19 protein-coding genes and 1 tRNA gene are annotated in these 21,634 nt (G+C 60.9%); 8 read left to right on the top strand and 12 right to left on the bottom strand.

The genetic code is table 11. From position 1 onward, the window contains the following. Positions 1-132: 132 nt before the first annotated feature. On the top strand, positions 133-1,590 hold the full coding sequence (locus GNP00_RS01075; protein WP_011580662.1) for an NAD-dependent succinate-semialdehyde dehydrogenase: 1,458 nt from the start codon (positions 133-135) through the stop codon (positions 1,588-1,590). Positions 1,591-1,823: 233 nt separating this feature from the next. Here the strand turns inward: GNP00_RS01075 and GNP00_RS01070 are convergent, their stop codons facing one another. Next, positions 1,824-2,276, bottom strand: a complete 453-nt coding sequence (locus GNP00_RS01070; protein ID WP_011580663.1) for an Lrp/AsnC ligand binding domain-containing protein — start codon at positions 2,274-2,276, stop codon at positions 1,824-1,826. Between the two features lie 138 nt (positions 2,277-2,414). On the opposite strand from GNP00_RS01070, the gene putA reads away from it, so the two are divergent. Further along, positions 2,415-6,029, top strand: coding sequence for a bifunctional proline dehydrogenase/L-glutamate gamma-semialdehyde dehydrogenase PutA (gene putA / locus GNP00_RS01065; protein ID WP_011580664.1), 3,615 nt, complete (start codon positions 2,415-2,417; stop codon positions 6,027-6,029). 20 nt (positions 6,030-6,049) lie between these two features. Here the strand turns inward: putA and GNP00_RS01060 are convergent, their stop codons facing one another. The 3 genes from GNP00_RS01060 to GNP00_RS01050 all read right to left on the bottom strand — a co-directional run bounded on the left by GNP00_RS01060 (position 6,050) and on the right by GNP00_RS01050 (position 7,152). Next, positions 6,050-6,475: an SRPBCC domain-containing protein gene (locus tag GNP00_RS01060; protein WP_011580665.1), complete on the bottom strand. Its 426-nt coding sequence runs from the start codon at positions 6,473-6,475 to the stop codon at positions 6,050-6,052. 32 nt (positions 6,476-6,507) lie between these two features. Further along, positions 6,508-6,900 carry a GFA family protein gene (locus GNP00_RS01055; RefSeq protein ID WP_011580666.1) on the bottom strand — a complete coding sequence of 131 codons (393 nt, stop codon included), beginning with the start codon at positions 6,898-6,900 and terminating at the stop codon, positions 6,508-6,510. 93 nt (positions 6,901-6,993) lie between these two features. Further along, positions 6,994-7,152 carry an SRPBCC family protein gene (locus GNP00_RS01050; protein WP_157038047.1) on the bottom strand — a complete coding sequence of 53 codons (159 nt, stop codon included), beginning with the start codon at positions 7,150-7,152 and terminating at the stop codon, positions 6,994-6,996. A 64-nt stretch (positions 7,153-7,216) separates the two neighbouring features. Between GNP00_RS01050 and GNP00_RS01045 the strand changes: the two genes are divergently transcribed. Beyond that, on the top strand, positions 7,217-7,504 hold the full coding sequence (locus GNP00_RS01045) for a GIY-YIG nuclease family protein (protein WP_011580667.1): 288 nt from the start codon (positions 7,217-7,219) through the stop codon (positions 7,502-7,504). A 987-nt stretch (positions 7,505-8,491) separates the two neighbouring features. On the opposite strand, the gene GNP00_RS01040 is transcribed toward GNP00_RS01045, so the two are convergent. The 5 genes from GNP00_RS01040 to gpt all read right to left on the bottom strand — a co-directional run bounded on the left by GNP00_RS01040 (position 8,492) and on the right by gpt (position 16,756). After that, on the bottom strand, positions 8,492-8,878 hold the full coding sequence (locus tag GNP00_RS01040) for a hypothetical protein (RefSeq protein ID WP_011580669.1): 387 nt from the start codon (positions 8,876-8,878) through the stop codon (positions 8,492-8,494). A 649-nt stretch (positions 8,879-9,527) separates the two neighbouring features. Next, the gene (locus tag GNP00_RS01035) at positions 9,528-13,304 is read right to left on the bottom strand and encodes a vitamin B12-dependent ribonucleotide reductase (protein ID WP_011580671.1); all 3,777 of its coding nucleotides are present in this window, start codon (positions 13,302-13,304) and stop codon (positions 9,528-9,530) included. 692 nt (positions 13,305-13,996) lie between these two features. Continuing rightward, positions 13,997-15,559 (bottom strand): inorganic phosphate transporter, encoded by a 1,563-nt coding sequence (locus GNP00_RS01030; protein ID WP_011580672.1) that lies wholly within the window; start codon positions 15,557-15,559, stop codon positions 13,997-13,999. 117 nt (positions 15,560-15,676) lie between these two features. Then, the gene (locus GNP00_RS01025) at positions 15,677-16,162 is read right to left on the bottom strand and encodes an NUDIX hydrolase (protein WP_011580673.1); all 486 of its coding nucleotides are present in this window, start codon (positions 16,160-16,162) and stop codon (positions 15,677-15,679) included. A 96-nt stretch (positions 16,163-16,258) separates the two neighbouring features. Then, positions 16,259-16,756, bottom strand: coding sequence for a xanthine phosphoribosyltransferase (gpt, locus tag GNP00_RS01020; RefSeq protein ID WP_011580674.1), 498 nt, complete (start codon positions 16,754-16,756; stop codon positions 16,259-16,261). Positions 16,757-16,996: 240 nt separating this feature from the next. On the opposite strand from gpt, the gene GNP00_RS01015 reads away from it, so the two are divergent. The 3 genes from GNP00_RS01015 to GNP00_RS01005 are packed head-to-tail and all read left to right on the top strand — an operon-like array spanning position 16,997 to position 18,379. Further along, entirely contained in the window at positions 16,997-17,701 is a 705-nt protein-coding gene (locus GNP00_RS01015; protein ID WP_011580675.1) for a Clp protease ClpP, read from the top strand. Between the two features lie 14 nt (positions 17,702-17,715). Next, the gene (locus tag GNP00_RS01010) at positions 17,716-18,159 is read left to right on the top strand and encodes an ATP-dependent Clp protease proteolytic subunit (RefSeq protein WP_049764726.1); all 444 of its coding nucleotides are present in this window, start codon (positions 17,716-17,718) and stop codon (positions 18,157-18,159) included. Beyond that, the gene (locus GNP00_RS01005; protein ID WP_157038048.1) at positions 18,152-18,379 is read left to right on the top strand and encodes a Clp protease/crotonase-like domain-containing protein; all 228 of its coding nucleotides are present in this window, start codon (positions 18,152-18,154) and stop codon (positions 18,377-18,379) included. The genes GNP00_RS01010 and GNP00_RS01005 overlap by 8 nt, the downstream gene beginning before the upstream one ends. Positions 18,380-18,389: 10 nt before the next feature. Here the strand turns inward: GNP00_RS01005 and GNP00_RS23670 are convergent, their stop codons facing one another. From GNP00_RS23670 to GNP00_RS00990, 3 genes are read right to left on the bottom strand one after another with little or no spacing between them, the layout of a single operon-like run. Further along, positions 18,390-18,830, bottom strand: a complete 441-nt coding sequence (locus tag GNP00_RS23670; RefSeq protein ID WP_198139711.1) for a DUF305 domain-containing protein — start codon at positions 18,828-18,830, stop codon at positions 18,390-18,392. Positions 18,831-18,888: 58 nt separating this feature from the next. After that, positions 18,889-19,731, bottom strand: coding sequence for a universal stress protein (locus GNP00_RS00995; RefSeq protein WP_011580678.1), 843 nt, complete (start codon positions 19,729-19,731; stop codon positions 18,889-18,891). Between the two features lie 49 nt (positions 19,732-19,780). Further along, positions 19,781-20,521 carry a competence/damage-inducible protein A gene (locus GNP00_RS00990; protein ID WP_011580679.1) on the bottom strand — a complete coding sequence of 247 codons (741 nt, stop codon included), beginning with the start codon at positions 20,519-20,521 and terminating at the stop codon, positions 19,781-19,783. Positions 20,522-20,681: 160 nt separating this feature from the next. Here GNP00_RS00990 and wrbA point away from each other — a divergent pair, with 160 nt between their 5' ends. Further along, positions 20,682-21,281 (top strand): NAD(P)H:quinone oxidoreductase, encoded by a 600-nt coding sequence (gene wrbA / locus GNP00_RS00985; RefSeq protein WP_011580680.1) that lies wholly within the window; start codon positions 20,682-20,684, stop codon positions 21,279-21,281. Between the two features lie 169 nt (positions 21,282-21,450). Beyond that, positions 21,451-21,536, top strand: a tRNA-Leu gene (locus tag GNP00_RS00980). Positions 21,537-21,634: the final 98 nt, after the last annotated feature.

Below are 21,634 nucleotides of genomic sequence, written 5' to 3'. Positions count from 1 at the left end.
TCTATCTCAGCGCCCAATTGGCTCATGAAACGATCGTGGCGATCTGCTTGAACCAGCCGCGAATCTTCCCACCTTCGGATATGAGTCCGATCTTTCCGGCCAGAAAGGCGCGCAGCGCGCCAAGGAGGACCAATGCTCAAGAAGACCAGTCATTTCCTTCGTGAAGCGAATTTCATCGCAGGCGAGTGGGTAAACGCGGACTCGGGCGCGACGATCGAGGTTATCAATCCCGCCACCCGGCAGACGATCGGCACGGTGCCGAAATGCGGCCGGGCCGAGACGCGCCGCGCCATCGAGGCGGCGCAGGAGGCATTCCAGTCCTGGAAGAAAACTTCGGCCAACGATCGCGCCAAGCTTCTGCGCAAGCTGCACGATGCCATCATGGACAATCAGGACGCGCTTGCCGAGCTTCTCGTGATGGAGCAGGGAAAGCCCCTTGCAGAGGCCAAGGGGGAGGTCGGCACATCTGCGGCATACATACTCTGGTTCGCAGAGGAGGGGAGACGCATCTATGGCGACATCGTGCCCGCCCCCTGGACGGACCGGCGCATCCTGGTGACCAAGGAGCCTGTCGGCGTGATTGGCGCCATCACCCCTTGGAACTTCCCGTCCTCCATGCTGGCGCGTAAGCTCGGCCCGGCGCTCGCGGCCGGCTGCACGACGGTAGCCAAGCCTGCATCGCAGACTCCCTATTCGGGCCTTGCCTGGGGCGTATTGGCCGAGGAAGCCGGATTCCCCAAAGGCGTGGTGAACATCGTTACCGGCTCGGCATCTGAAATCGGCGATGAACTCACCGAAAACCCGCTTGTGCGCAAGATCACCTTCACCGGTTCGACCGAAATCGGCAAGCTTCTCATGGAGAAGGCCGCGGGCACGGTGAAGAAGGTGTCGATGGAACTGGGAGGCAATGCGCCATTTCTGGTTTTCGACGACGCGGATCTGGACCGGGCGGTGAAAGGCGCGATGATCGCCAAATACCGCAATGCGGGACAGACCTGCGTGTGCACGAACCGCTTCTTCGTTCAGGACGGCATCTATGATCGCTTCCTCGAGAAATTCGTCGAAGCATCCCGGAAGCTGAAAGTCGGCTCCGGGCTTGACGAAGGCGTGGAGCAGGGACCGCTGATCGATGGCGGTGCCGTCGAGAAGGTGGAGGAGCTGATCGCCGATGCGGTCAGCAAGGGTGGCAAGGTTGTCACTGGCGGCAAGCGCCATGCGTTGGGCGGCAGCTATTTCGAGCCGACCGTCATCGCTGAAGCAACGCCCCAGATGCGCTTCATGGAAGAGGAAATCTTCGGTCCCGTTGCCCCTGTTTTCCGCTTCAAGGACGAAGCGGACGGCATTCGGATGGCGAATGACACATCCTTCGGCCTTGCCTGCTATTTCTATACCAGCGACCTTGGCCGCGCCTTCCGTGTGATGGAAGGGCTGAAATATGGTCTGGTGGGAGTGAACGAAGGCTTGATCACGACGGTTGAAGCGCCCTTCGGCGGGCTGAAGGAGTCAGGCCTTGGCAAGGAAGGCGGGCGCCAGGGTATCGAGGACTATCTCGATACCAAATATGTCTGCATCGGCGGCTTGGGGCTTTAACTCCAAACCAGTCCGGCTGGCTTCCGAAGGCCTGTCGTAGCACTTCGAACGGAGCGAGAGCCCCAGGAACCTGGACAACCGCCGCGGCCACATTGTGGGCCCGGCGGACGGCCGGTTCAGGCGCATCGCCTCGATGAGCGCCGCGAGATTGGCGCCGTTGACGGAAACGCCGCCGCCTGTCGTGTCGACGGGATTCCCCACCAGCAGCCCCGGCATGCGCGCAGAAGATGCCGTTATCGATCCTTTACCGTCTCCATCACAACGAAAGTGGACGTGTGGGAGACGTGCGGCAGGTTCGAGATCTTTTCGCCCAAAACGCGCCGATAGGCGGAAATGTCCCGGGTGCGTACTTTCAGCAGGTAATCAAAGCTTGCCGCGATCATGTGACATTGATCGACCTCCGGCACCGCCAGAGCGGCCTTGTTGAAAGCCTCCAGCGCCGCCGAGCGCGTGTCTGACAGCGTCACCTGCACGAAGGCGATATGGCCTTCGCCCATGCGCTCCCGATCGACGATTGCGGTGTAGCCGCGAATATAGCCGTCCGCCTCCAATCGGCGCAGCCGCGCCTGCACGGGCGTTTTGGAAAGCCCCACCTGTTTGGCAAGCTCCGCCGTGGAGAGCCTGCCGTCCTGCGACAGCGCGTCGAGAATATTCCGGTCGATACGGTCCAGTCGATCTAAAGTCACGGCCTATTGCGGTCCTTTAATGCTGCTATTTATCATTAGAACAGTATTTATGATCTTACAAACGCTAGATTTCAGTCCGGCGGGCGTCTGCACCATATGATAAGAACGTCGAAGTCCTACGCTGATCGAGGTCCTCCGATGCCTGCACTCGATGCCCTTCGCGACGAGATCCGGAAACATTACCTTGCCGATGAAGACGTTCTGCTCCGGCGGCTGATCGAATCCGCCGACCTCTCCCCCGCCCGTCGTGAGGCGATTTCGGCAAAGGCGGCGGAACTGGTGCGCGCGGTGCGGGCAGGCTCCACCCGGCATTTGATGGAATCCTTCCTGGCGGAGTACGGCCTATCGACCAGCGAGGGCGTAGCGCTGATGTGCCTGGCGGAGGCGCTGCTGCGCGTCCCTGATGCGGAGACCATGGATGACCTCATCGCCGACAAGATCGCGCCGCACGATTGGTCGGCGCATTCGGGCGAATCCGCCTCCATCTTCGTGAACGCCTCCACCTGGGCGCTGATGCTGACGGGCCGTGTGCTGGACGATGAAGGCAACGGCATCGAGGCGACGCTGCGCGGCATGGTCCGCCGCCTGGGCGAGCCGGTGATCCGCGCCGCGGTGGCCGCCGCCATGCGCGAAATGGGCGAGCAGTTCGTGCTTGGCCGCACCATCGCGGAGGCGATCAAGCGCGGCCGTGCGATGACCGCCAAGGGCTATACCTATTCCTATGACATGCTGGGCGAGGCAGCCCGCACGGAAGCCGATGCCCGGCGCTATTTCCAGGCTTACCGGAATGCGATCGCCGCGCTTAAGGGAGAGGCGAAGAGCGAGGATATCCGCGCCAATCCAGGCATTTCCGTAAAGCTGTCGGCAATCCACCCCCGTTACGAGGCCACGCAGCGCGAACGCGTGATGCCGGTCGTGACCGAACGCCTGCTTCTGCTTGCGCAGGACGCCAGGGCCGCGCGCATGGGCCTCAACATCGACGCGGAGGAAGCGGACCGGCTCGACCTCTCGCTTGACGTGATCGAGCGCGTGCTGGCGGACCCCTCGCTTGAAGGTTGGGACGGCTTCGGCATTGTCGTCCAGGCCTATGGGCGGCGTGCCCCCTTTGTCATCGACTGGCTTTACGCGCTTGCCGAAAGGCTTGACCGCCGGATCATGGTCCGTCTCGTGAAGGGAGCCTATTGGGACACGGAGATCAAGCGTGCGCAGGTCATGGGCCTGTCGAGCTATCCCGTCTTCACGCGCAAGGTGAACACGGACATCTCCTATATTGCCTGCGCGCGGAAGCTCCTTTCGTTGACCGATCGCATCTACCCGCAATTCGCCACGCACAACGCGCACACGGTCGCCGCCATCCTGGCCATGGCCGAGAACAGGAATGCTTTCGAATTCCAGCGTCTGCACGGGATGGGCGAGGCCCTGCACGATATCATTAAGCGCCGCGAAGGAACGCGCTGCCGCATCTATGCGCCCGTGGGCGCGCATGAGGATTTGCTTGCCTATCTGGTCCGCCGCCTTCTCGAAAACGGCGCCAATTCTTCCTTCGTCCACCAGATCGTGGATGAAGAGGTGAGCGCGGAGGAGATCGCGCGTGATCCCTTCGCCCTGGCCGAAGCCGCCGGCTCTGCTCCGAATCCGGCCATTCCCCTGCCGGCACTCATCTTCGGTCGGCAGCGGATTAACGCGAAGGGGTGGGACATCACCGACGAGACGGCGCTTCGTGAGATCGAGACGGCGCGGCGGCCTTTCCAGGCGCCGCATCGCTGGGAAGGGCGGCCGATCACGCGCGCGAGAGGGCAGGGCGAGGCGCGCATCATCGTCAATCCCGCCCGGACCAGCGAAATCGTCGGCACGGTTTTTGATGCTTCGCCCGGGCAGGTGAGCGAATCGGTCCGCCTTGCGGTTGCCGCCCAGCCCGGCTGGGCCGCCACGCCGGTTACCGAGAGGGCGGAGATCCTGCGGCGCATCGCCGATCTCTACGAAGCCCATGCCGGCGAATTCTTCGCCCTTTGCGCGCGAGAGGCGGGCAAGACATTGCCTGACGGCATTGCCGAACTGCGCGAGGCCGTGGATTTCCTGCGCTATTATGCAAACGAGGCGGCACAGGCGGAGGAGGGGACCGGGGCGCGTGGCGTCATCGCCTGCATCTCGCCCTGGAACTTCCCGCTCGCCATCTTCACGGGCCAGATCGCGGCGGCGCTTGTGACGGGCAATGCGGTGGTGGCCAAGCCCGCGGAGCAGACCTGCCTCATAGCAACGCGTGCGGTGGCGCTGATGCACGAAGCGGGCGTCCCCGAAGATGTGCTGCATCTCCTGCCCGGCGACGGCCCCTCCGTCGGCGCGCCGCTCACGGCGGACCCGCGCATCGCCGGCGTCTGTTTCACGGGCTCGACCGAGGTTGCGCGGGCGATCGAGCGCCAGCTTGCCAAGACCGCCGCGCCTGACGCGATGCTGATTGCCGAAACCGGCGGCCTCAACGCCATGATCGTCGATTCCACGGCCCTGCCGGAACAGGCCGTGCGCGACATCCTCGCCTCTGCCTTCCAGAGCGCCGGCCAGCGCTGTTCCGCCTTGCGAATCCTTTACATCCAGAAGGATGTGGAGGCCCGTGTGACCGCGATGCTTCGAGGAGCCATGCAGGCGCTCACCGTAGGTGATCCTTGGCAGGTTCCCACCGATGTGGGCCCCGTCATCGATGACGAGGCCCTTTCCGGGATTTCCGGCTATTGCGAGGAGATGGAGCGCAAGGGCCGTCTCCTCGCCCGGATCGAGCGGCCCGAGGGGGGGCGCTTCGTGGCGCCCGCAGCCTTCCAAGTCTCGGGCATCGAGGAAATGGAGCGTGAGGTTTTCGGCCCCGTCCTGCATGTTGCCACCTTCGAGGCGGAGGATCTGGGACACGTGATTTCCGCAGTCAACGCGAAGGGTTACGGCCTGACTTTCGGGCTTCACACGCGAATTGACGCGCGCGTGCAGGAGGTCGTGGACGGGATCCATGCCGGCAACATCTATGTTAACCGCAACCAGATCGGAGCGGTCGTGGGATCGCAGCCTTTCGGCGGAGAAGGGCTTTCGGGCACCGGGCCAAAGGCGGGCGGTCCGCATTATCTACGGCGTTTCCGCCGCGGCAAGGCCGGGCCGGACCTCGCGCCAGCCGATGCTCCGGCGATCGCCGCCGAAGAGCTGGTGCGGGCAATGCCCGATGCGCAAAAGAGCGGCTGGGCGGATCGCACAGATCGCATCGTCGCGCTGCGGCGCGCGCTGCGCGGGCGCTGGGCGGACGTGCTTGCCTCCGCGGCCGCCCTCGATCTGGGTCCTGTCGACCTGCCCGGGCCTACGGGCGAGGCCAACACCCTGCAGCTTGCCCCACGCGGCCGCGTGCTTTGCCTTGGCGCCGATGCCGATGCTCTTGCCGCGCAGGTGATCCAGGCGCTTGCCGCGGGCAATGCGGTGCTTGCCGTCGCAAAAGATGCGCCGGCCATCTTGCAGCCCCTGACCAGGGCCGGATTTCCGCTCGCCGCTTTCCATGGAAATGTCGCGCCGCAGACACTGGAAACACTCGCGCTCGATCTTGTTGCGGCTACGGGGGAGCGGCAGTGGCTCACGGCAGTGAGGACCGCGCTTTCCGCGCGGGAAGGCCGGATCGTGCCGCTCGTGACGGAGCTTGTCTACCCCGCGGCCTATGCCCATGAGCGATCGGTCTGCGTCGACACGACGGCGGCGGGTGGAAATGCAAGCCTGCTTGCAGCGGCTTAACCGACGCTAGCCGTCGAGCCTCATGAAAGCGCCGGGCTCCTCCGGGTATGGAGTTTTGCCTCCGCCCCGCCGCTTCCACGCCTTCCGGCGACCGGCGCCGGAATACGCCAGGTCATCGTCATTTCGCTGGCAAAGGAAGGATCGTCGGACCGGAAGGTGACCGCCCAAACAATGCGCTCATCTTCGACAAGCTCCACGAAACGGCCCTGGAGCAGATCCTTGTTGCCTTCCGTCTTGCCGCGCCGGCCGGCCGCATCATGGGTAAGCGCCATGCGAAACGCGCCGCCCGCGCGCGGCTCGAAGGCAAAGATCTCGGCCGTCATGCCCTTGGGCGGGAGCCATGGAGCAAGGGCAGCAGGATTCACGAAGGCGCCGTAGATGGCGCGGGGAGGGGCGTTAATGAGGCGCGAGGCGCGGTCGTTTCTGCTGGCAGGCTTGCCTTTCATGGCGGCGACCCGGTGTGAATCGATCCCACAGCCTAGTCCTCAAAGCGACTCGTGGGGTCACGGTCGCGGTCGTATCGTCTCTTGAGCGGAAAAGACGGCAACCAGGACTCGCGGCGGACGATCCAGCTCTCGTAGGTGGGCATCAATTGGTCGGGAGCATCCAGTGACCCGAGGTTCACTTCGATTTCGTCCCCGCTGCGGGCGAAAACCGAAGAGCCGCAGCGCGGACAGAAGAACCGTCCGGCATAGTCGCGTGTTTCGCCGTCGATCGTCACCGCTTCCTGGGGGAAAATCGCGGATGCGCTAAAAAGGGCCCCGTGATGCTTGCGGCAGTCGAGGCAGTGGCAAAGACCGACCCGGTATGGGGATCCCAACGCCACAATGCGCAGGTTGCCGCACAGGCAACCGCCGGTGAATCGGTCCATGCTGCATCTCCTCTATGGGGCCGGACCACGGTTTGAGATTGCTCTTTTAACAGGATCACCTTGGAAGAATGCGGGAGAGTATGACGCTGACTTTCAGGCGACTTTGGGACGGCGGACGGTTTGATAGGCTCGTCCCGCCAGCAGGCCGGCAATGGAGATATCTTCGTCCAGTTCCACGAAGCGCCCCTCGACCACATCCCTGTTGTCGTCCGTCTTGCCGCGCTGGCCGGCCTCCTCGCGGGTAAGCGCCATCCGAAACGCGCCGCCCGCGCTCGGGTGGTTGCGCGTTGCCTCGGCACTCGATTAGCCTTCTGACATGACCGGCTATGTTTATATAATCGCGAGCCAAAAGCGCGGCACGATCTATATCGGCGTGACGAATGATCTTGGCCGCCGCATCATCGAGCACAAGGATGGAAAGGGATCGCGCTTCACTAGCCGGTATGGTGTTGCACGGCTCGTTTGGTACGAAGAGCATTTCGATATGCGCGACGCCATTCAGCGGGAGAAATCGCTGAAACGCTGGCCGCGGCAATGGAAAATCGATCTGATCGAGAAAAACAATCCCGAGTGGCAGGAACTGCTGCGCGGGTGGGGGTGGTGACGCCTGCGCCGTGTGGCGTGCTGGTTCCAGCTTCCCATTTTCGTCATCCTCGGGCTAGCGCGTGTGGGCGCAACCCTGCGTTCGTCATCCTCGGGCTTGACCCGAGGATCCATGCCGTGACGGTGAAAACAGGTATGGCATTTCGCCATGAGCTCCCGGTGCCGGAAGCCTCGGGCGTGGGCGGAGAGGGAACGGCATGGATCCTAGGGTCTGCGCCTCGCTGCGCTCGGCTCCGCCCTAGGATGACTAGGGGAGAATGTTGTCAGTCAGCGGCAATTTCGGCACTAACGCGTGCGGACGAACCTACCCTTCTGGTTTCGTCATCCTCGGGCTTGACCCGAGGATCCAAGCCGTGAGGAGGATGAAGGGGGGCGGTGTTTCGGCAGGATGCCCGGTGCCGGAAGCCTCGGTCGTGAGCGGAGAGGGAACGGCATGGGTCCTAGGGTCTGCGCCTCGCTGCGCTCGGCTTCGCCCTAGGATGACTAGGGGAGAATGTTGTCAGTCAGCGGCAATTTCGGCACTAACGCGTGCGGACGAACCTACCCTTCTGGTTTCGTCATCCTCGGGCTTGACCCGAGGATCCATGCCGTGACGGTGAAACAGGTGTGGCATTTCGCCATGAGCGCCCGGTGCCGGAAGCGCCGGTCGTGGGCGGAGAAGGGAACGGCATGGGTCCTAGGGCCTGCGCCTCGCTGCGCTCGGCTTCGCCCTAGGATGACTAGGGGAGAATGTTGTCAGTCAAGCGGCAATTTCGGCACTAACGCGTCGGGACGAACCTACCCTTCTGGTTTCGCATCCTCGGGCTTGACCCGAGGATCCATGACCCGAGGATCCATGCCGTGACGGTGAAACAGGTGTGGCATTTCGCCATGAGCGCCCGGTGCCGGAAGCGCCGGTCGTGGGCGGAGAGGGAACGGCATGGGTCCTAGGGTCTGCGCCTCGCTGCGCTCGGCTTCGCCCTAGGATGACGAAGGAGATGTCAGTGATCTAAGCGGCGTTTGGAAGGTCAGAAACAATAACTTGATCTTCCATGGCAATGTTTGTGGCAGCTTTATACGCTTCCCGCCGCGAACTGTCAGAGAATATCCCATCTCCGATTTCCGACATTATCTTTTCAAAAACAGTTACCATCCTTAGGAAATGATCATTGTCATCCCGCAACGATGGCTTTAACTTGCGTAAGTAGATGTTGCGAAAGCCCTTGATTTTAAATCCAACTGGCTTTCTTTCGTCGATGCCAAGTATCAGCGTCAAAAGACCATCGATCCGGCGATATACCACAGGTTCATCGATGCGAACGTATTCCAAGGCATCCGCATCCGCATAGTATAATGCTCTTGGCGTGAACCGCGTGAGTTCGGCTACCGTTTGCATTTGAACATGCTCATCACCAATACCGTCGTCGGAATCTTGCCTCGTAGTCCATTGGCAACAGAGGCTCAGCAGGATCGCATTCGACTAGTTGCCAATGCGTTACAACGCCATTCGTGACTGGTCTGTTTCCTGTCTTGGATTGATAAGCTCGGCCTTCAGGGAAATCAAGGTGTGCATAGATCAGGAACAACAAATCTTCCGGTATATCGTAGGGTTCGATGACACAGCTCATCGAGGGTCGGTAGCGAAATCCCACTTTTGGCTTGGTTACAAATGCTGCATAGTCCAGGCCTCGATCGTCTTCCGCGACAGGCCGCATAATCCCACGAAAACAGGCATGGGCCGAATGCAGTCCCTGCTCCGTGTCAGCGAACATTGAGGAATACCGCTCTGCCCCTGGAACCGGCGGTGTTTCCCCGTACACATGCCACCACAAGTCCAGAATTGGTTGATGGCGGCCAGTAGCGATGTGCTTTCGTAAATCGCCAGGCGCCACGCGGTAAGCCATTATCGCCGCGTTATCGAAGGGAGACTTTCCCAATACGGTTGAAGGAGGCGAGAGCCATTCAGACGACTTCTTTCCACCGCCTTCTATAAGCTTTAGTCGCGGTCGTACGCTCACCATGGCAGCAATAATGCTCCTCGCCCCTCAACTGCACCCGCTCGTCGCGCCGCATGTGTCGCACTTCTCGCAAGTCCCGTTCCGCACCATGGTGAAGTTCTGGCATTCGGAGCACATGTTGCCCGTATAGCCCTGGGCAATCGCCTGCTGGCGGCGGTGGGATTCGACCTTCTTGGCTTCCGCCGCCTCGTCGGCCGCTTCCTCCGTGAAGAGGGCGTTCAGCCCTTCCTCCTCGGCGGCTTCCTGGGCCAGCTCCTTGGCGCGCTCCTCATAATCGCGGCGGAAGGCGGTGGCTTCCTCCTGAAGGCCCGCATAGGCGGGTTTCAGCGCCGTGACGGTCGCGCCGGAAGAGAGGGCGCGGACATTGGAGCCGGCCGACTGCGCGCGGGCAGGGGAGGCGGAGGCCTCGCCCTTCGGCTCCGTCTTGCCGCTCACCACCTTGAGCGGGGAAGCGCCGCGATAGAGACCCTTGGAGAAGGGGGTCGCCTTGCCCTCGGTAATGCCGCGGCCGAGCGCCGTCTTGTCGAAATCCGAGGTGTCCACATGAGCAAGGTCGTTGCGGCCGAGATAGGAGACGGCAAGCTCGCGGAAGACATAGTCGAGGATCGAGGTGGCGTTCTTGATGGCGTCGTTGCCCTGCACCATGCCGGCCGGCTCGAACTTGGTGAAGGTGAAGGCCTCCACATATTCCTCAAGCGGCACGCCATATTGCAGGCCAAGCGAGATGGCGATGGCGAAATTGTTCATCATCGCGCGGAAGGCAGCGCCTTCCTTGTGCATATCGATGAAGATCTCGCCGAGGCGGCCATCGTCGAACTCGCCGGTGCGCAAATAAACCTTGTGGCCGCCGACCACGGCCTTCTGCGTGTAGCCCTTGCGGCGGTTGGGCAGCTTCTCGCGCTCGCGCACCACCCGCTCGATCACGCGCTCGACGATCTTTTCGGTGATCTGGGCGGCCCGCGCAGCCATGGGCTGGGCGACGAGGGCTTCCACCGCATCGTCCTCTTCCTCCTCGTCATCGGCGATGAGGGAGGAATTGAGCGGCTGCGAAAGCTTCGAGCCGTCGCGGTAAAGCGCGTTCGCCTTCAGCGCCAGCTTCCAGGAGAGCATATAGGCATTCTTGCAATCCTCGACCGTGGCCTCGTTCGGCATGTTGATGGTCTTGGAGATGGCGCCGGAGATGAAGGGCTGCGCCGCCGCCATCATGCGGATATGGCTTTCCACGGAGAGGTAGCGCTTGCCGATCTTGCCGCAGGGATTGGCGCAATCGAAGACGGGCAGGTGCTCGTCTTTCAGGTGCGGGGCGCCCTCGAGCGTCATGGCACCGCAGACATGGATGTTTGCGGCCTCGATGTCCTTCCTTGAAAAGCCCAGAGCCGGCAGAAGCTCGAAGGAGAAATCGTCGAGCTGATCCTGGGTGAAGCCGAAGGTCTCCTTCAGCCAGTCCGCGCCCAGCGTCCACTGGTTGAAGACGAATTTGATGTCGAAGGCCGATTTCAGCGCCTCGTTGAGCGCGGCAATCTTCTCGTCGGTGAAGCCCTTCGTTTTGAGCGTGGAGGGGTTGACGCCCGGCGCCTGGTTAAGATTGCCGTGGCCGACGGCGTAAGCCTCGATCTCGGCGATCTGGCTTTCGGAGTACCCGAGGGTACGCAGGGCCTCGGGGACGGCGCGGTTGATGATCTTGAAATAGCCGCCGCCGGCGAGCTTCTTGAACTTCACCAGCGCGAAGTCGGGCTCGATGCCGGTCGTGTCGCAGTCCATGACGAGGCCGATCGTGCCGGTGGGCGCGATTACCGTGGCCTGGGCGTTGCGGTAGCCATGCTTCTGCCCAAGCTCCAGCGCCCGGTCCCAGGCCGCGCGGGCATGCGCGGTGAGCGCGGGATCGGGGCAGTCCTCGGCCTTGAGCGGCACGGGGTTGACGGCGAGCCGTTCATAGCCTTCCGCAAGACCGTGGGCGGCTCGGCGGTGATTGCGCATGACGCGCAGCATTGCGTCGGCATTGCGCTCGTAATCCGGGAAGGCGCCGAGCTCGGCGGCCATCTCGGCCGAGGTGGCATAGGCGACGCCGGTCATGATCGCGGTGAGCGCGCCGCAGATGGCGCGGCCCTCGTCGGAATCATAGGGGATGCCGGAGGTCATCAGGAGGCCGCCGATATTGGCATAGCCGAGGCCCAGCGTGCGGTACTCGTAGGAAAGCTTTGCGATCTCCTTGGAGGGGAACTGCGCCATCATGACGGAGATTTCGAGCACGATGGTCCACAGCCGCACCGAATGCTCATAGCCCTCGATGTCGATCCTGCCGTCCTTGCCGCGATAGGCGAGGAGATTGATGGAGGCGAGGTTGCAGGCCGTGTCGTCAAGGAACATGTATTCCGAGCACGGATTGGACGCGCGGATCGGGCCGGCGGCCGGCGAGGTGTGCCAGTCGTTCATGGTCGTGTTGAAGTGCAGGCCTGGATCGGCGGAAGCCCAGGCGGCATAGCCGATCTTCTCCCACAGATCGCGCGCCTTGATGGTCTTGCCCGGCTTGCCGTCGATGCGGCGGATCAGTGTCCAGTCGCCGTCATTCTCGACCGCGCGCAGGAAATCGTCCTTGATGGAGACGGAGTTGTTGGAGTTCTGGCCGGAAACGGTGAGATAGGCCTCCGAATCCCAATCCGTGTCGTAGGTCTTGAACTCGATCGATGTGTAGCCCTGCTTGGCGAACTGGATAACGCGCTTGACGTAGTTCTCGGGCACCGCATTTTTCTTGGCCGCCTTGATCTCGCGCTTCAGCGCGGGGTTCTTGGCGGGATCGAAGCAATCATCATTGGCGCCTTCGCAGTTGATGCAGGCTTTCATGATCGCATCGAGATGTTTTCTGACGATCTTGGAGCCGGTGACGAGGGCGGCGACCTTTTGTTCCTCGTTCACCTTCCAGTCGATAAAGGCTTCGATGTCAGGATGGTCGGCGTCGACGATCACCATCTTTGCGGCGCGGCGCGTGGTGCCGCCGGACTTGATGGCGCCCGCGGCGCGATCGCCGATTTTCAGGAAGGACATGAGGCCGGACGACTTGCCGCCGCCGGAAAGCTTCTCGCCTTCGCCGCGCAACTGGCTGAAATTCGAGCCCGTGCCGGAGCCGTATTTGAACAGCCGCGCCTCGCGCACCCACAGATCCATGATGCCGCCTTCATTGACGAGATCGTCGGCGACCGACTGGATGAAGCAGGCATGCGGCTGCGGATGCTCGTAGGCCGACTTTGATTTCGTCAGCTTGCCGGTGAAGGGATCGACATAATAGTGGCCCTGGCCGGGGCCATCGATGCCGTAGGCCCAATGAAGGCCGGTGTTGAACCACTGCGGCGAGTTGGGCGCGACGCGCTGGGTGGCGAGCATGTAGGAAAGCTCGTCCATGAAGGCGCGGGCGTCGGCTTCCGAATCGAAATAGCCGCCCTTCCAGCCCCAGTAGGTCCAGGTGCCGGCAAGGCGCGTGAAAACCTGGCGGGCGTCGGTTTCCGAGCCGTAGCGCTGCTCTTCCGGCAGTTCGGACAGCGCCGCCTCGTCGGCCACCGAGCGCCATAGGAAGGAGGGAACGTCATTCTCCTCGACCTTTTTCAGGCGCGCGGGCACGCCGGCCTTGCGGAAATATTTCTGTGCCAGGATATCGGCGGCGACCTGGCTGAACTGCGCGGGGACGTCGATATCGTCAAGCCGGAAGACGATGGAGCCATCCGGGTTCTTGATCTCGCTCAAGGCCTTGCGGAAGGGGATCTCCGAATAGGGAGACTGGCCTTCCTTAGTGAACCGACGTTCGATACGCATCTCTTCGCGTCCCTCTGATATCAAGATATAGCGCTCGCCGCGAAGCAATGCTCGTCACATTTGCCTCAGCAGCAGCCCAAATCCTCCGCCTGCTGTCATGCGCTGACACATGGCAGCCCCCATACCTCCTCCCCGCCCGTTGCCTGGCGCGGATCCGAAATCCACGCAAAGCCGCCGGGCAAGTCCGGCTGGTCCCCTTGACGCTTCCCTGTGATTATCTCTCCGAATGGAGATCGTCACATTATATGGTGCCGAGTTTGTCCAGCAAACGCTAAATATAGCATTAACAGCCTGCAAATACCACTTCGACACCAGCGCCCCCGTCGCCTTTTTCGTCGGACAAAAACACCGCCATCACCCGCGGCGACGACGGGCGAAGCGCTACGCGCAACAACTGACTTTGGAATAACCGACTGAACTGTCCGACTCTCGGTGCGCCCGTGACAGACGCTCCTCAGTTATAAAAGGCGACTCGGGCTCACCCGTCAAGCAGTCGTTTCGTGCAGGTTCTATGACGCTAGATATTGTGTCTTGTACATGTGGATATCGGGGAGAAGCCGCAATGAGGCTTGGCGTGCCTGATGGAGCCTGCCCGTATTTCTCGAAGGCTGTGCGTCCGCAGCGCCCCGTATCCTTCGGGACGCACAAGGAGGCTCCTTTTTCGTACCGATACCTGTGTGGGGGCCGGTGCGTTAGGCAAAAGCATCAAGCAGCAGAAAGATGACGCCGGCAAGGCCGGCCGAAGCCGGTACGGTAAGCACCCAGGCCGCTACGATCGTGCGGACATGGGCGCGGCGCACGAGCTTGCGGCGAACGATTTCCTCGCGCGAAAGCCCCGCCGTCCCGTATTCATCGTCCTCGTGATTGGCGCCGGCAGGCTCCTTGCGTTTTTTGGATTTGCGGGCGCTTCCGTTCCTGCTGGCATATTTACGTTCGATATAGGCGCGGCGGCGCTTCGAATTGGCCGTATACCACTCGCGAAAGAAGCCGACCCCGAAGACAGCGCCCACGGCGGTGTGTGTCGAACTGATCGGCATTCCCATGCCGGAGGCGATGATAACGGTAAGCGCAGCCGAAAGCGCCACGCAGAAGGCGCGCATCGGATTGAGCTTCGTGATCTGCTCGCCCACCATGCGGATGAGCTTCGGTCCAAAAAGCAGCAGGCCCAGCGAGATTCCGAACGCGCCGATGATCATCACCCAAACGGGAATGACGACCTCCGCCGAGACAGTGTTGCTTTGAGCGGCGGAAACGATCGCCGCCAGGGGACCCACCGCATTGGCGACGTCGTTCGCTCCATGCGCGAAGGACAGAAGAGCGGCCGAAATTATGAGCGGCACATTGAACAGCCGGCGCAGCGACTGGTTGCGGTTTTCCATGCCACGCGACTGGCGGCGTACATGGACATGGGATGCCGCCCAGGTGAGAATGAAGGCCGCAATGCCCAGGAGCGCGACCATGCCGTTGGGAACATGGAGCACCTGCCGCAGCCCCTTTGTGGCCAGGTAGGCGGTAAAAGAGCCCGCCATAACGGCGATGAGCAGCGGCACCCAGCGGCGGGCCGAGGCGATCTTGTCATCCCGATAGATGATCATCGTTTTTATGAAGGCGAGAAAAACGGCCGCCACCACACCGCCCATGACGGGGGAAACCACCCAGCTTAAGGCGATCTGCATCATCATGGGCCAATTGACCGAGGAGATCCCGGCTGCGGCGATTCCTGCCCCTATGACACCGCCCACCACGGCATGGGTGGTGGAGACGGGAGCGCCGATCCAAGTGGCGAGATGAACCCACAAAGCGGACGAGATGAGTGCCGCGAGCATGGCGCTGATGAAGACGCCGGGATCTCCCACCGCCGCCGGATCGACAATGCCCTTGGAAATGGTTTCGACCACGTCGCCGCCGGCAATCAGCGCGCCGGCGCTCTCGGCGATAGCCGCGATCAGGAGCGCAGAGCCGAGCGTCATGGCGCGGGCACCGACGGCAGGCCCGACATTGTTGGCCACATCGTTGGCGCCGATATTGAGCGCCATATAGGCGCCTACGGCAGCTGCCGCGATAATGACGAGCGCACCCGGCTCGCCAAACACATAAAAGCCGGCAAAAATCGAGGCGAGCGCAAGGAAAAGCAGGGCAAGGCCCGGCCCCACAAGACCCCGCGCGAGGATGCTTGCCGCTTCCTCGACATAGACGAATTTGTTCAAGTCTTTGTCGAGTGTTTCTTTTTTCGGCTGGATCGGCGTGTCGGTCATTGGCGGCTTTGAATCAATGGCATCCGCGTCATAACCGCGTCGCCCCCTCGTTTGGTCCGCCTAGGCAATAATGAACGAAGGCGCGAACGCCAACGCAGAAAAAGGGCAAACGGTCTCTCAGGCCGTTATTTTTCGTGGATTACCTTCAAAGGCGCCGATCAAACGGGAAAGATCGGGCTCTACGACCAGCAGCGCCGCCTCTTCCGGCACGAACCAGCGGCGGGCCCGCTGCGTTTTCTCAGGCCAGCGCTTGACCTCGCGTTTTACCTCAAGCGGAAATACCGCCACCTCGCAGCGGGACCGGAATCCGGAGGACATCTCCTTGCCGTAGATATAGCGGCCGATCTCGCCCGAGATGGCCCCCTCTACACCGGCTTCCTCCAGCGCCTCTCGCATGGCGGTCTGATCAAGCGCTTCCCGGCCTTCAGGCCAGCCCTTCGGCAATATCCAGCGTCCGGTGTTGCGGCTTGTGATAAGCATCACCTCGACCGTACCGTGCTTGCGCCGCCAAGGCAGGGCTGCGGCCTGGATGCGCGGAGGGTTGCCTCCAAAGAGACGGCGAAACCACTCGATTATGTTGATGCGCTCAAGCCGGCTTATCATTACATTCACACCTCACCATCGGAATGTTTCCAATTGTGAAGATAAGTCGCCGCCGGCTATAGGCAAATAAGCGCCAGGCGATTTCGGCGCGGAAAATCAGCCGATTTCTCCGTCGGCAATAGGTTTTTGATAAGAAAATCCCAAATCCCAGGGAAAATAGATCCAGGTATCCTGTGAAACCTCGGTGACAAAAGTATCTACGAGGGGCCGCCCCTTGGGCTTGGCGTAAACCGTGGCGAAATGGGCCTTGGGCATCATCGCGCGCACAATGGCGGCCGTCTTGCCCGTGTCCGTCAGATCATCGACGATCAGGATGTTTTGCCCGTCCTCCTCGAGAAGGGAGGGAGAAATCTCTTTCAGGACCTTCAGTTCCCCCTGCTCGCTGTAATCGTGATAGGACGCGATGCAGACGGTTTCGATCAGGCGGATGCCCAGTTCGCGTGCAATCACAGCCGCCGGGACAAGCCCGCCGCGCGTGATGCACACGATGGCCTGCCATCGTCCGTTCGTGCCGGCAAGACGCCAGGCGAGCGCGCGGGCATCGCGGTGGAACTGGTCCCAAGAGACGGGAAAGGCTTTTTCTGGAAGGGACATTCGCGCGCACTCCTGAGATGCAGGCCGCTATAGCTGGAATGCGCCGGGAATTAGCCGGAAAAACGGGGAAGTGGCAAGAGCAGCCCTCCTTTCTGGAATTGCGAAGAGATAGCCGCCGCCGACGCGCCATCCTTCGCGCGTTCGGAAGGACTTTCATCAAAAAGCAGAAAAGAAGAGAATTAAAGATTAGGAAGAAATGGATGATGCTATCCTTAGGGTGATATTACTTTAGAGGAATATATGAGAAGATATTTATTATATTCGTTTCTGTGCGCTGGCTTTGCGATATCATCGCCCCCCGCCGGAGCTGACATAATTTCGGTCGCGCCGGACGAGGAACAGTTAAGCGAAACAGCTTTGGCGAAAGTTTTTTTCGTCGGAGAGGTAACCGAGCGGAAAGTAGCGGAACTGGTCTCGGTGCTCGATCGGCTGAACAGCGAGCATAAAGCGCTGCAATCCATTTATCTCTACATCAACAGCCCGGGCGGAGACATGGACAGTGCCCAGGCCGCCTACTGGGCGATCAAGAGTTCGCCTATTCCCGTTATTGCCGTCAACATATCGACCGTGGCCTCGGTCGCGGCGGTGATGTTCTGCGGGGCAGCCGAAAGAGCGGCCTTTCCAAATACGTACTTCATCCTCAAGCCCGCCAGCGTCACTTTGCCGGAAATGTCCATGCAGCCCGTTCATTTCGAGCTCTCAAGAGAGTTGCTGAAGTCATACAACGAAGTTTTTGAAAGCGTGTATCGCGAATGCACGAGCCTTTCTGCCGACGAAATATCGGCCGTTATCGAAAGTGAAGACAACAGGCTGTTGGTGCGCGCCAGCGAAGCGCGTGAGAAGGGGATCATTTCCTCGGAAATGAGGGAGATAGTTGTCTCTCCCCTATCATACACGATCCTCGACAGGGAGGATCTGGACGTCAGGTTTCGATCGCGTGATTGAGAACGGTGATATAGATGAAATTTTTATATGTAGTTATTGGTGCCGTATTGGCCTCTATTGTGTGGTTTGCCTTTGGGGAAATGAAGGAAGAGACAGAAAGCGAGAAATTCGCAAAGGTAATTTTCACTGGGTTGGTTACGGAGAGTTCTGTTAACGATCTCATATCGACAATCGATGAGATCAATCAACAATATGGTGATCTTGAAAAGATCTATTTGTACATCCGCAGTTGGGGTGGCAACGCCGATGCAGGAGATGCCGCATATTGGATCATCAGGAGCAGCCGCACACCCATTACGACCGTCAATCTCGCTTATGTGGGTTCAGCGGCGTCGGTTATGTTCTGCGGCGGCCGTGAACGGCTTTCGTTGGAGTATGGCACATTTCTTCTTCATCCACCGATTTCTTCTTCATCCACCGGCATTGATGGTGCAGGAGGCGCCCTGGACGGTGGATGAGTTGCGGCAGATGGATGAAATGATCAACATATCCGCGAACTTCAGCACCGAAGCCTATAAAACCTGCACCTCGATGCCGGAAGAGGAAATCAGGGCGATTTCCTATTCCGAAAATCAGAGGCTTGTCCTAACGGCCGAACAAGCAAGGGAGAAGGGCCTCATTTCGGGCACGGTGGACGGGATTATCGATACATCGATTTCCTATGTGGTCAGCGATTAGACGACCTGAACTATTTTGCCTGGGCTTCGAGCCATTCGAGCATTTCCGCAATCTCCTGCTCTTGTGCGGCGATGACCTTTTGCGCGAGTTCCTTGGCCCAAGGGTCGTCGCCATGGTCGAGTTCTGCCTTCGCCATCGCGATGGCTCCTTTGTGGTGGGGGATCATGCCGCAAACGAAGGCGACGTCGATGTCCGGCGCCATCATGGCCATCCCCATCTCGTTCATGGCGGCCATGGATTCGATGAGGGCCTTGCGGCCTTCATCGAGACCGTCGGGTGATGGCGGCATGGCATGTGCCTGAGCGGAATTCGCGGCCTCGCTTTTGCAGATTGCCGGAAGCTCGGCGCTTGATGCAGCCGGCGCTGCGCCGTGGCCGGCATGGGTATCCTGAGCGTAGCCTGGCGCTGTCAGCAAAGCGATGATGGCGGTCGAAAGAAGAATTGCGCGCACGAAGGTCTCCTGCTTCATCAACGAAGGAATTTGAGTATAGGAATGCCGTCATCCTTGCTCAATGCGACAACAGCGTCGGTGTGACCATAGACCGGAGCGTGCCGCGCGTCACTCCACCGAAGACGAACTCGCTAAGGCGCGAGCGGCCGAACGCCCCCATAACCAGGAGATCGGCGCCTGATTCGGCAAGGCGGTTGGCGATGACATCCCCGTGCGAACGCCCGTCCGAAGGCTCGGCCTTGAGCGTCACATCGATCCCATGCCGCGCCAGCGCCTGTGCAATGGCCGACCCCGCCATCGCCGCATCCTGGTCCATGGTATCGCGCGCATCGACGCTGAGCACCTCGACCTTGCCGGCCTCCCTCATCAGCGGCAGAGCGTCAAAAGCGGCACGTGCGGCCTCCTTGCTGCCGTTCCACGCCAATAGAACCTGGCCGAACGGACTTGAGCGGCCGGAAAAAGTGTAGGGGACGAGAAGCAGCGGGCGGCCGGTGTTGAAAAGAAGGGTCTCCACGTCGGACATGCGCACCGATTCGGCATTGGGATCGTTCTGCTGCGCGATCACCAGATCAGCCGTCCGCGCGCTCTCGATGCCCGAAACGGCCGAATCGCCGGAGACATTATCGAAGCTGCGCCATTCATAGGCTACGCCCTCAGCCTCCGCACGCTCGCGGAAGAATGTCTTCAGCTCCTTGTGACGCTCCAGCGCATCCTCCTGGAAAGCGGGGGTCATCTCGACGATGGAACCGCCAAGCGGCGAGACGACGGGCATGGGGATCGCCTCGGCATGAAGGCCGATCACATGGCTACCGTGACGCGCCGCCATAGGCAGGGCGAAGTCCAGAACCCGCGGAGCATCCGTGCGGTTCTGCAGAATCACAAGCATCGTCTTGTAGGTCATCGAAGCCTCCTTTGCTCTGCCTCGCCCGCAAAGAGAGAATGGGCAGGTCTCAATTGCGTTGCAAGAGGCGCTCGATCATCTCCTCGACGGAGGATTTGGCTGCCTGGAGAGCTTCCTCGGAACGCGAGCGTATCACCAGCTCCGTCCAGAATTTGCCTTCTATATATCGGGGATATGAGCCGATAATCGTGTCGGGATGGGCCTTCTGGATCTCTCCCAATGGCCCGCCGATGGTGCCTTCGGGAAGGGGGGAGGGCACGGAGACAGAGAGAAGCTTGGCGCCGGTTCTGAGCGTCGGAATGACATTTTCAAGCATCGCCTGGAAGACCGACGGGACGCCGGCCATCACGAAGACGTTGCCGATCGAGAAACCGGGTGCCACGGACACCGGATTGTGGATGTGTGCTGCGCCGCGAGGCATGCGCGCCATGCGCTTACGCGCTTCCGAGAACTCGATGCCGCGCGATGCGTAGTATTCGCCCAGCAGCCGAAGAGCCTGATCGTCATATTCGCAGGGAACGCCGAAGGCGGCGGAGATCGCGTCGGCGGTGATGTCGTCATGGGTGGGGCCGATGCCGCCGGTGGTGAAGACATAAGTGCAGCGGCCGCGCAGCACATTGACGGCCTCGACGATGGCGGCCTGCTCGTCTGGAACGATGCGCACTTCCCGAAGGTCGATCCCGACGGCCGTCATCCTGTCCGCCAGATGGCCGATATTGCTGTCCCTCGTGCGGCCTGAAAGAATCTCGTCGCCGATGACGGTCATTGCGGCCGTGACAATCTCACCCATGGTTTCCCTTTCTTTCACGCCCGCCAGGTAGCCGCGAGCATTTCGCTCGGCAATGGATAGTGAACACTGTGTCCGGATCGAAGGCGTTTAATTTCTCTGAGCACCGACTAATTCAAAGGACGAAGGCGATGTTACGCCAATTATTCAGGAGCTAATCAGTATGGCTAAGATCCTCGTTCTTTACTACTCCAGCTGGGGCCACATGGAAGCCATGGCGATGGCTGCTGCCAGAGGCGCCGGTGAAGCCGGTGCCAATGTGACCATCAAGCGCGTTCCCGAGCTCGTGCCCGAGGAAGTCGCGAGGAAAGCGCACTACAAGCTGGAGCAGGAAGCCCAGATCGCTACCCCTCTGGAGCTTGCCGATTATGACGGTTTCATCTTCGGTGTTTCCACCCGCTATGGCATGATGTCGTCGCAGCTGAAGAACTTCCTCGATCAAACGGGGCCGCTTTGGGCCGCGGGAAAACTGGTCAACAAGCCGGCGACGGTGATGGTTTCGACAGCCACCCAGCATGGCGGAGCCGAAATCGCGCTCGCCTCGACCCAGCTCGCGCTGCAGCATCATGGCATGATTATCGTTCCGCTTTCCTATGCCTATCAGGGACAGTCGGGCAATGACACGGTTCGGGGCGGCGCTCCGTACGGCATGACGACAACCAGCGACACAGACGGCTCGCGCATGCCCTCCGCACAGGAGCTGGAAGGCGCGAGATTCCAGGGCAAAAGGCTGGCGGAGATTACAGCCAAGCTTGTACGTTGATTGTGCCGAAGCGGGCGCCTCCGCCCGCTTCCTGCACTTTGCTGAATGCAACTATGCTACGGCGCGGCTGACATCCGCGCCGCTTTTTTCTGTGGGGGATGAGATTCCGTGTCGGGCGATAAAAAAGAATGATTGACGTTTCCCTCCGAAGCACCGAGAAACGGGCCGCGCGGACGTGGCGGAACTGGTAGACGCAAGGGACTTAAAATCCCTCGGGCTTCGCCCGTGCGGGTTCGATTCCCGCCGTCCGCACCACGCTTTATAAGCGGCGCCGGCGAAGGCATTCAAAGCTAAATCTGATCAATTGCAACTGGAGCGATGCCGTCAAAGGTTGCTTTTGACCGCCCGCAGCC

The organism is Chelativorans multitrophicus (genome assembly GCF_011317445.1).
Classification (GTDB): Bacteria; Pseudomonadota; Alphaproteobacteria; order Rhizobiales; family Rhizobiaceae; genus Chelativorans; species Chelativorans multitrophicus.
This window is presented reverse-complemented; position numbering and strand designations above follow the sequence as displayed.

Coding starts and splice junctions, on each gene's coding strand:
- GNP00_RS01050 (WP_157038047.1), bottom strand. CDS start 7,152: ATGGCGCTTACCCGCGAGGAGGCCGGCCAGCGCGGCAAGACGGACGAC.
- GNP00_RS01045 (WP_011580667.1), top strand. CDS start 7,217: ATGACCGGCTATGTTTATATAATCGCGAGCCAAAAGCGCGGCACGATC.
- GNP00_RS01010 (WP_049764726.1), top strand. CDS start 17,716: ATGAAATTTTTATATGTAGTTATTGGTGCCGTATTGGCCTCTATTGTG.
- GNP00_RS01055 (WP_011580666.1), bottom strand. CDS start 6,900: ATGGACCGATTCACCGGCGGTTGCCTGTGCGGCAACCTGCGCATTGTG.
- wrbA (WP_011580680.1), top strand. CDS start 20,682: ATGGCTAAGATCCTCGTTCTTTACTACTCCAGCTGGGGCCACATGGAA.
- GNP00_RS01025 (WP_011580673.1), bottom strand. CDS start 16,162: ATGATAAGCCGGCTTGAGCGCATCAACATAATCGAGTGGTTTCGCCGT.
- GNP00_RS01015 (WP_011580675.1), top strand. CDS start 16,997: ATGAGAAGATATTTATTATATTCGTTTCTGTGCGCTGGCTTTGCGATA.
- gpt (WP_011580674.1), bottom strand. CDS start 16,756: ATGTCCCTTCCAGAAAAAGCCTTTCCCGTCTCTTGGGACCAGTTCCAC.
- GNP00_RS00990 (WP_011580679.1), bottom strand. CDS start 20,521: ATGGGTGAGATTGTCACGGCCGCAATGACCGTCATCGGCGACGAGATT.
- GNP00_RS01030 (WP_011580672.1), bottom strand. CDS start 15,559: ATGACCGACACGCCGATCCAGCCGAAAAAAGAAACACTCGACAAAGAC.
- GNP00_RS01075 (WP_011580662.1), top strand. CDS start 133: ATGCTCAAGAAGACCAGTCATTTCCTTCGTGAAGCGAATTTCATCGCA.
- GNP00_RS00995 (WP_011580678.1), bottom strand. CDS start 19,731: ATGACCTACAAGACGATGCTTGTGATTCTGCAGAACCGCACGGATGCT.
- GNP00_RS01040 (WP_011580669.1), bottom strand. CDS start 8,878: ATGCAAACGGTAGCCGAACTCACGCGGTTCACGCCAAGAGCATTATAC.
- GNP00_RS01060 (WP_011580665.1), bottom strand. CDS start 6,475: ATGAAAGGCAAGCCTGCCAGCAGAAACGACCGCGCCTCGCGCCTCATT.
- GNP00_RS01035 (WP_011580671.1), bottom strand. CDS start 13,304: ATGCGTATCGAACGTCGGTTCACTAAGGAAGGCCAGTCTCCCTATTCG.
- putA (WP_011580664.1), top strand. CDS start 2,415: ATGCCTGCACTCGATGCCCTTCGCGACGAGATCCGGAAACATTACCTT.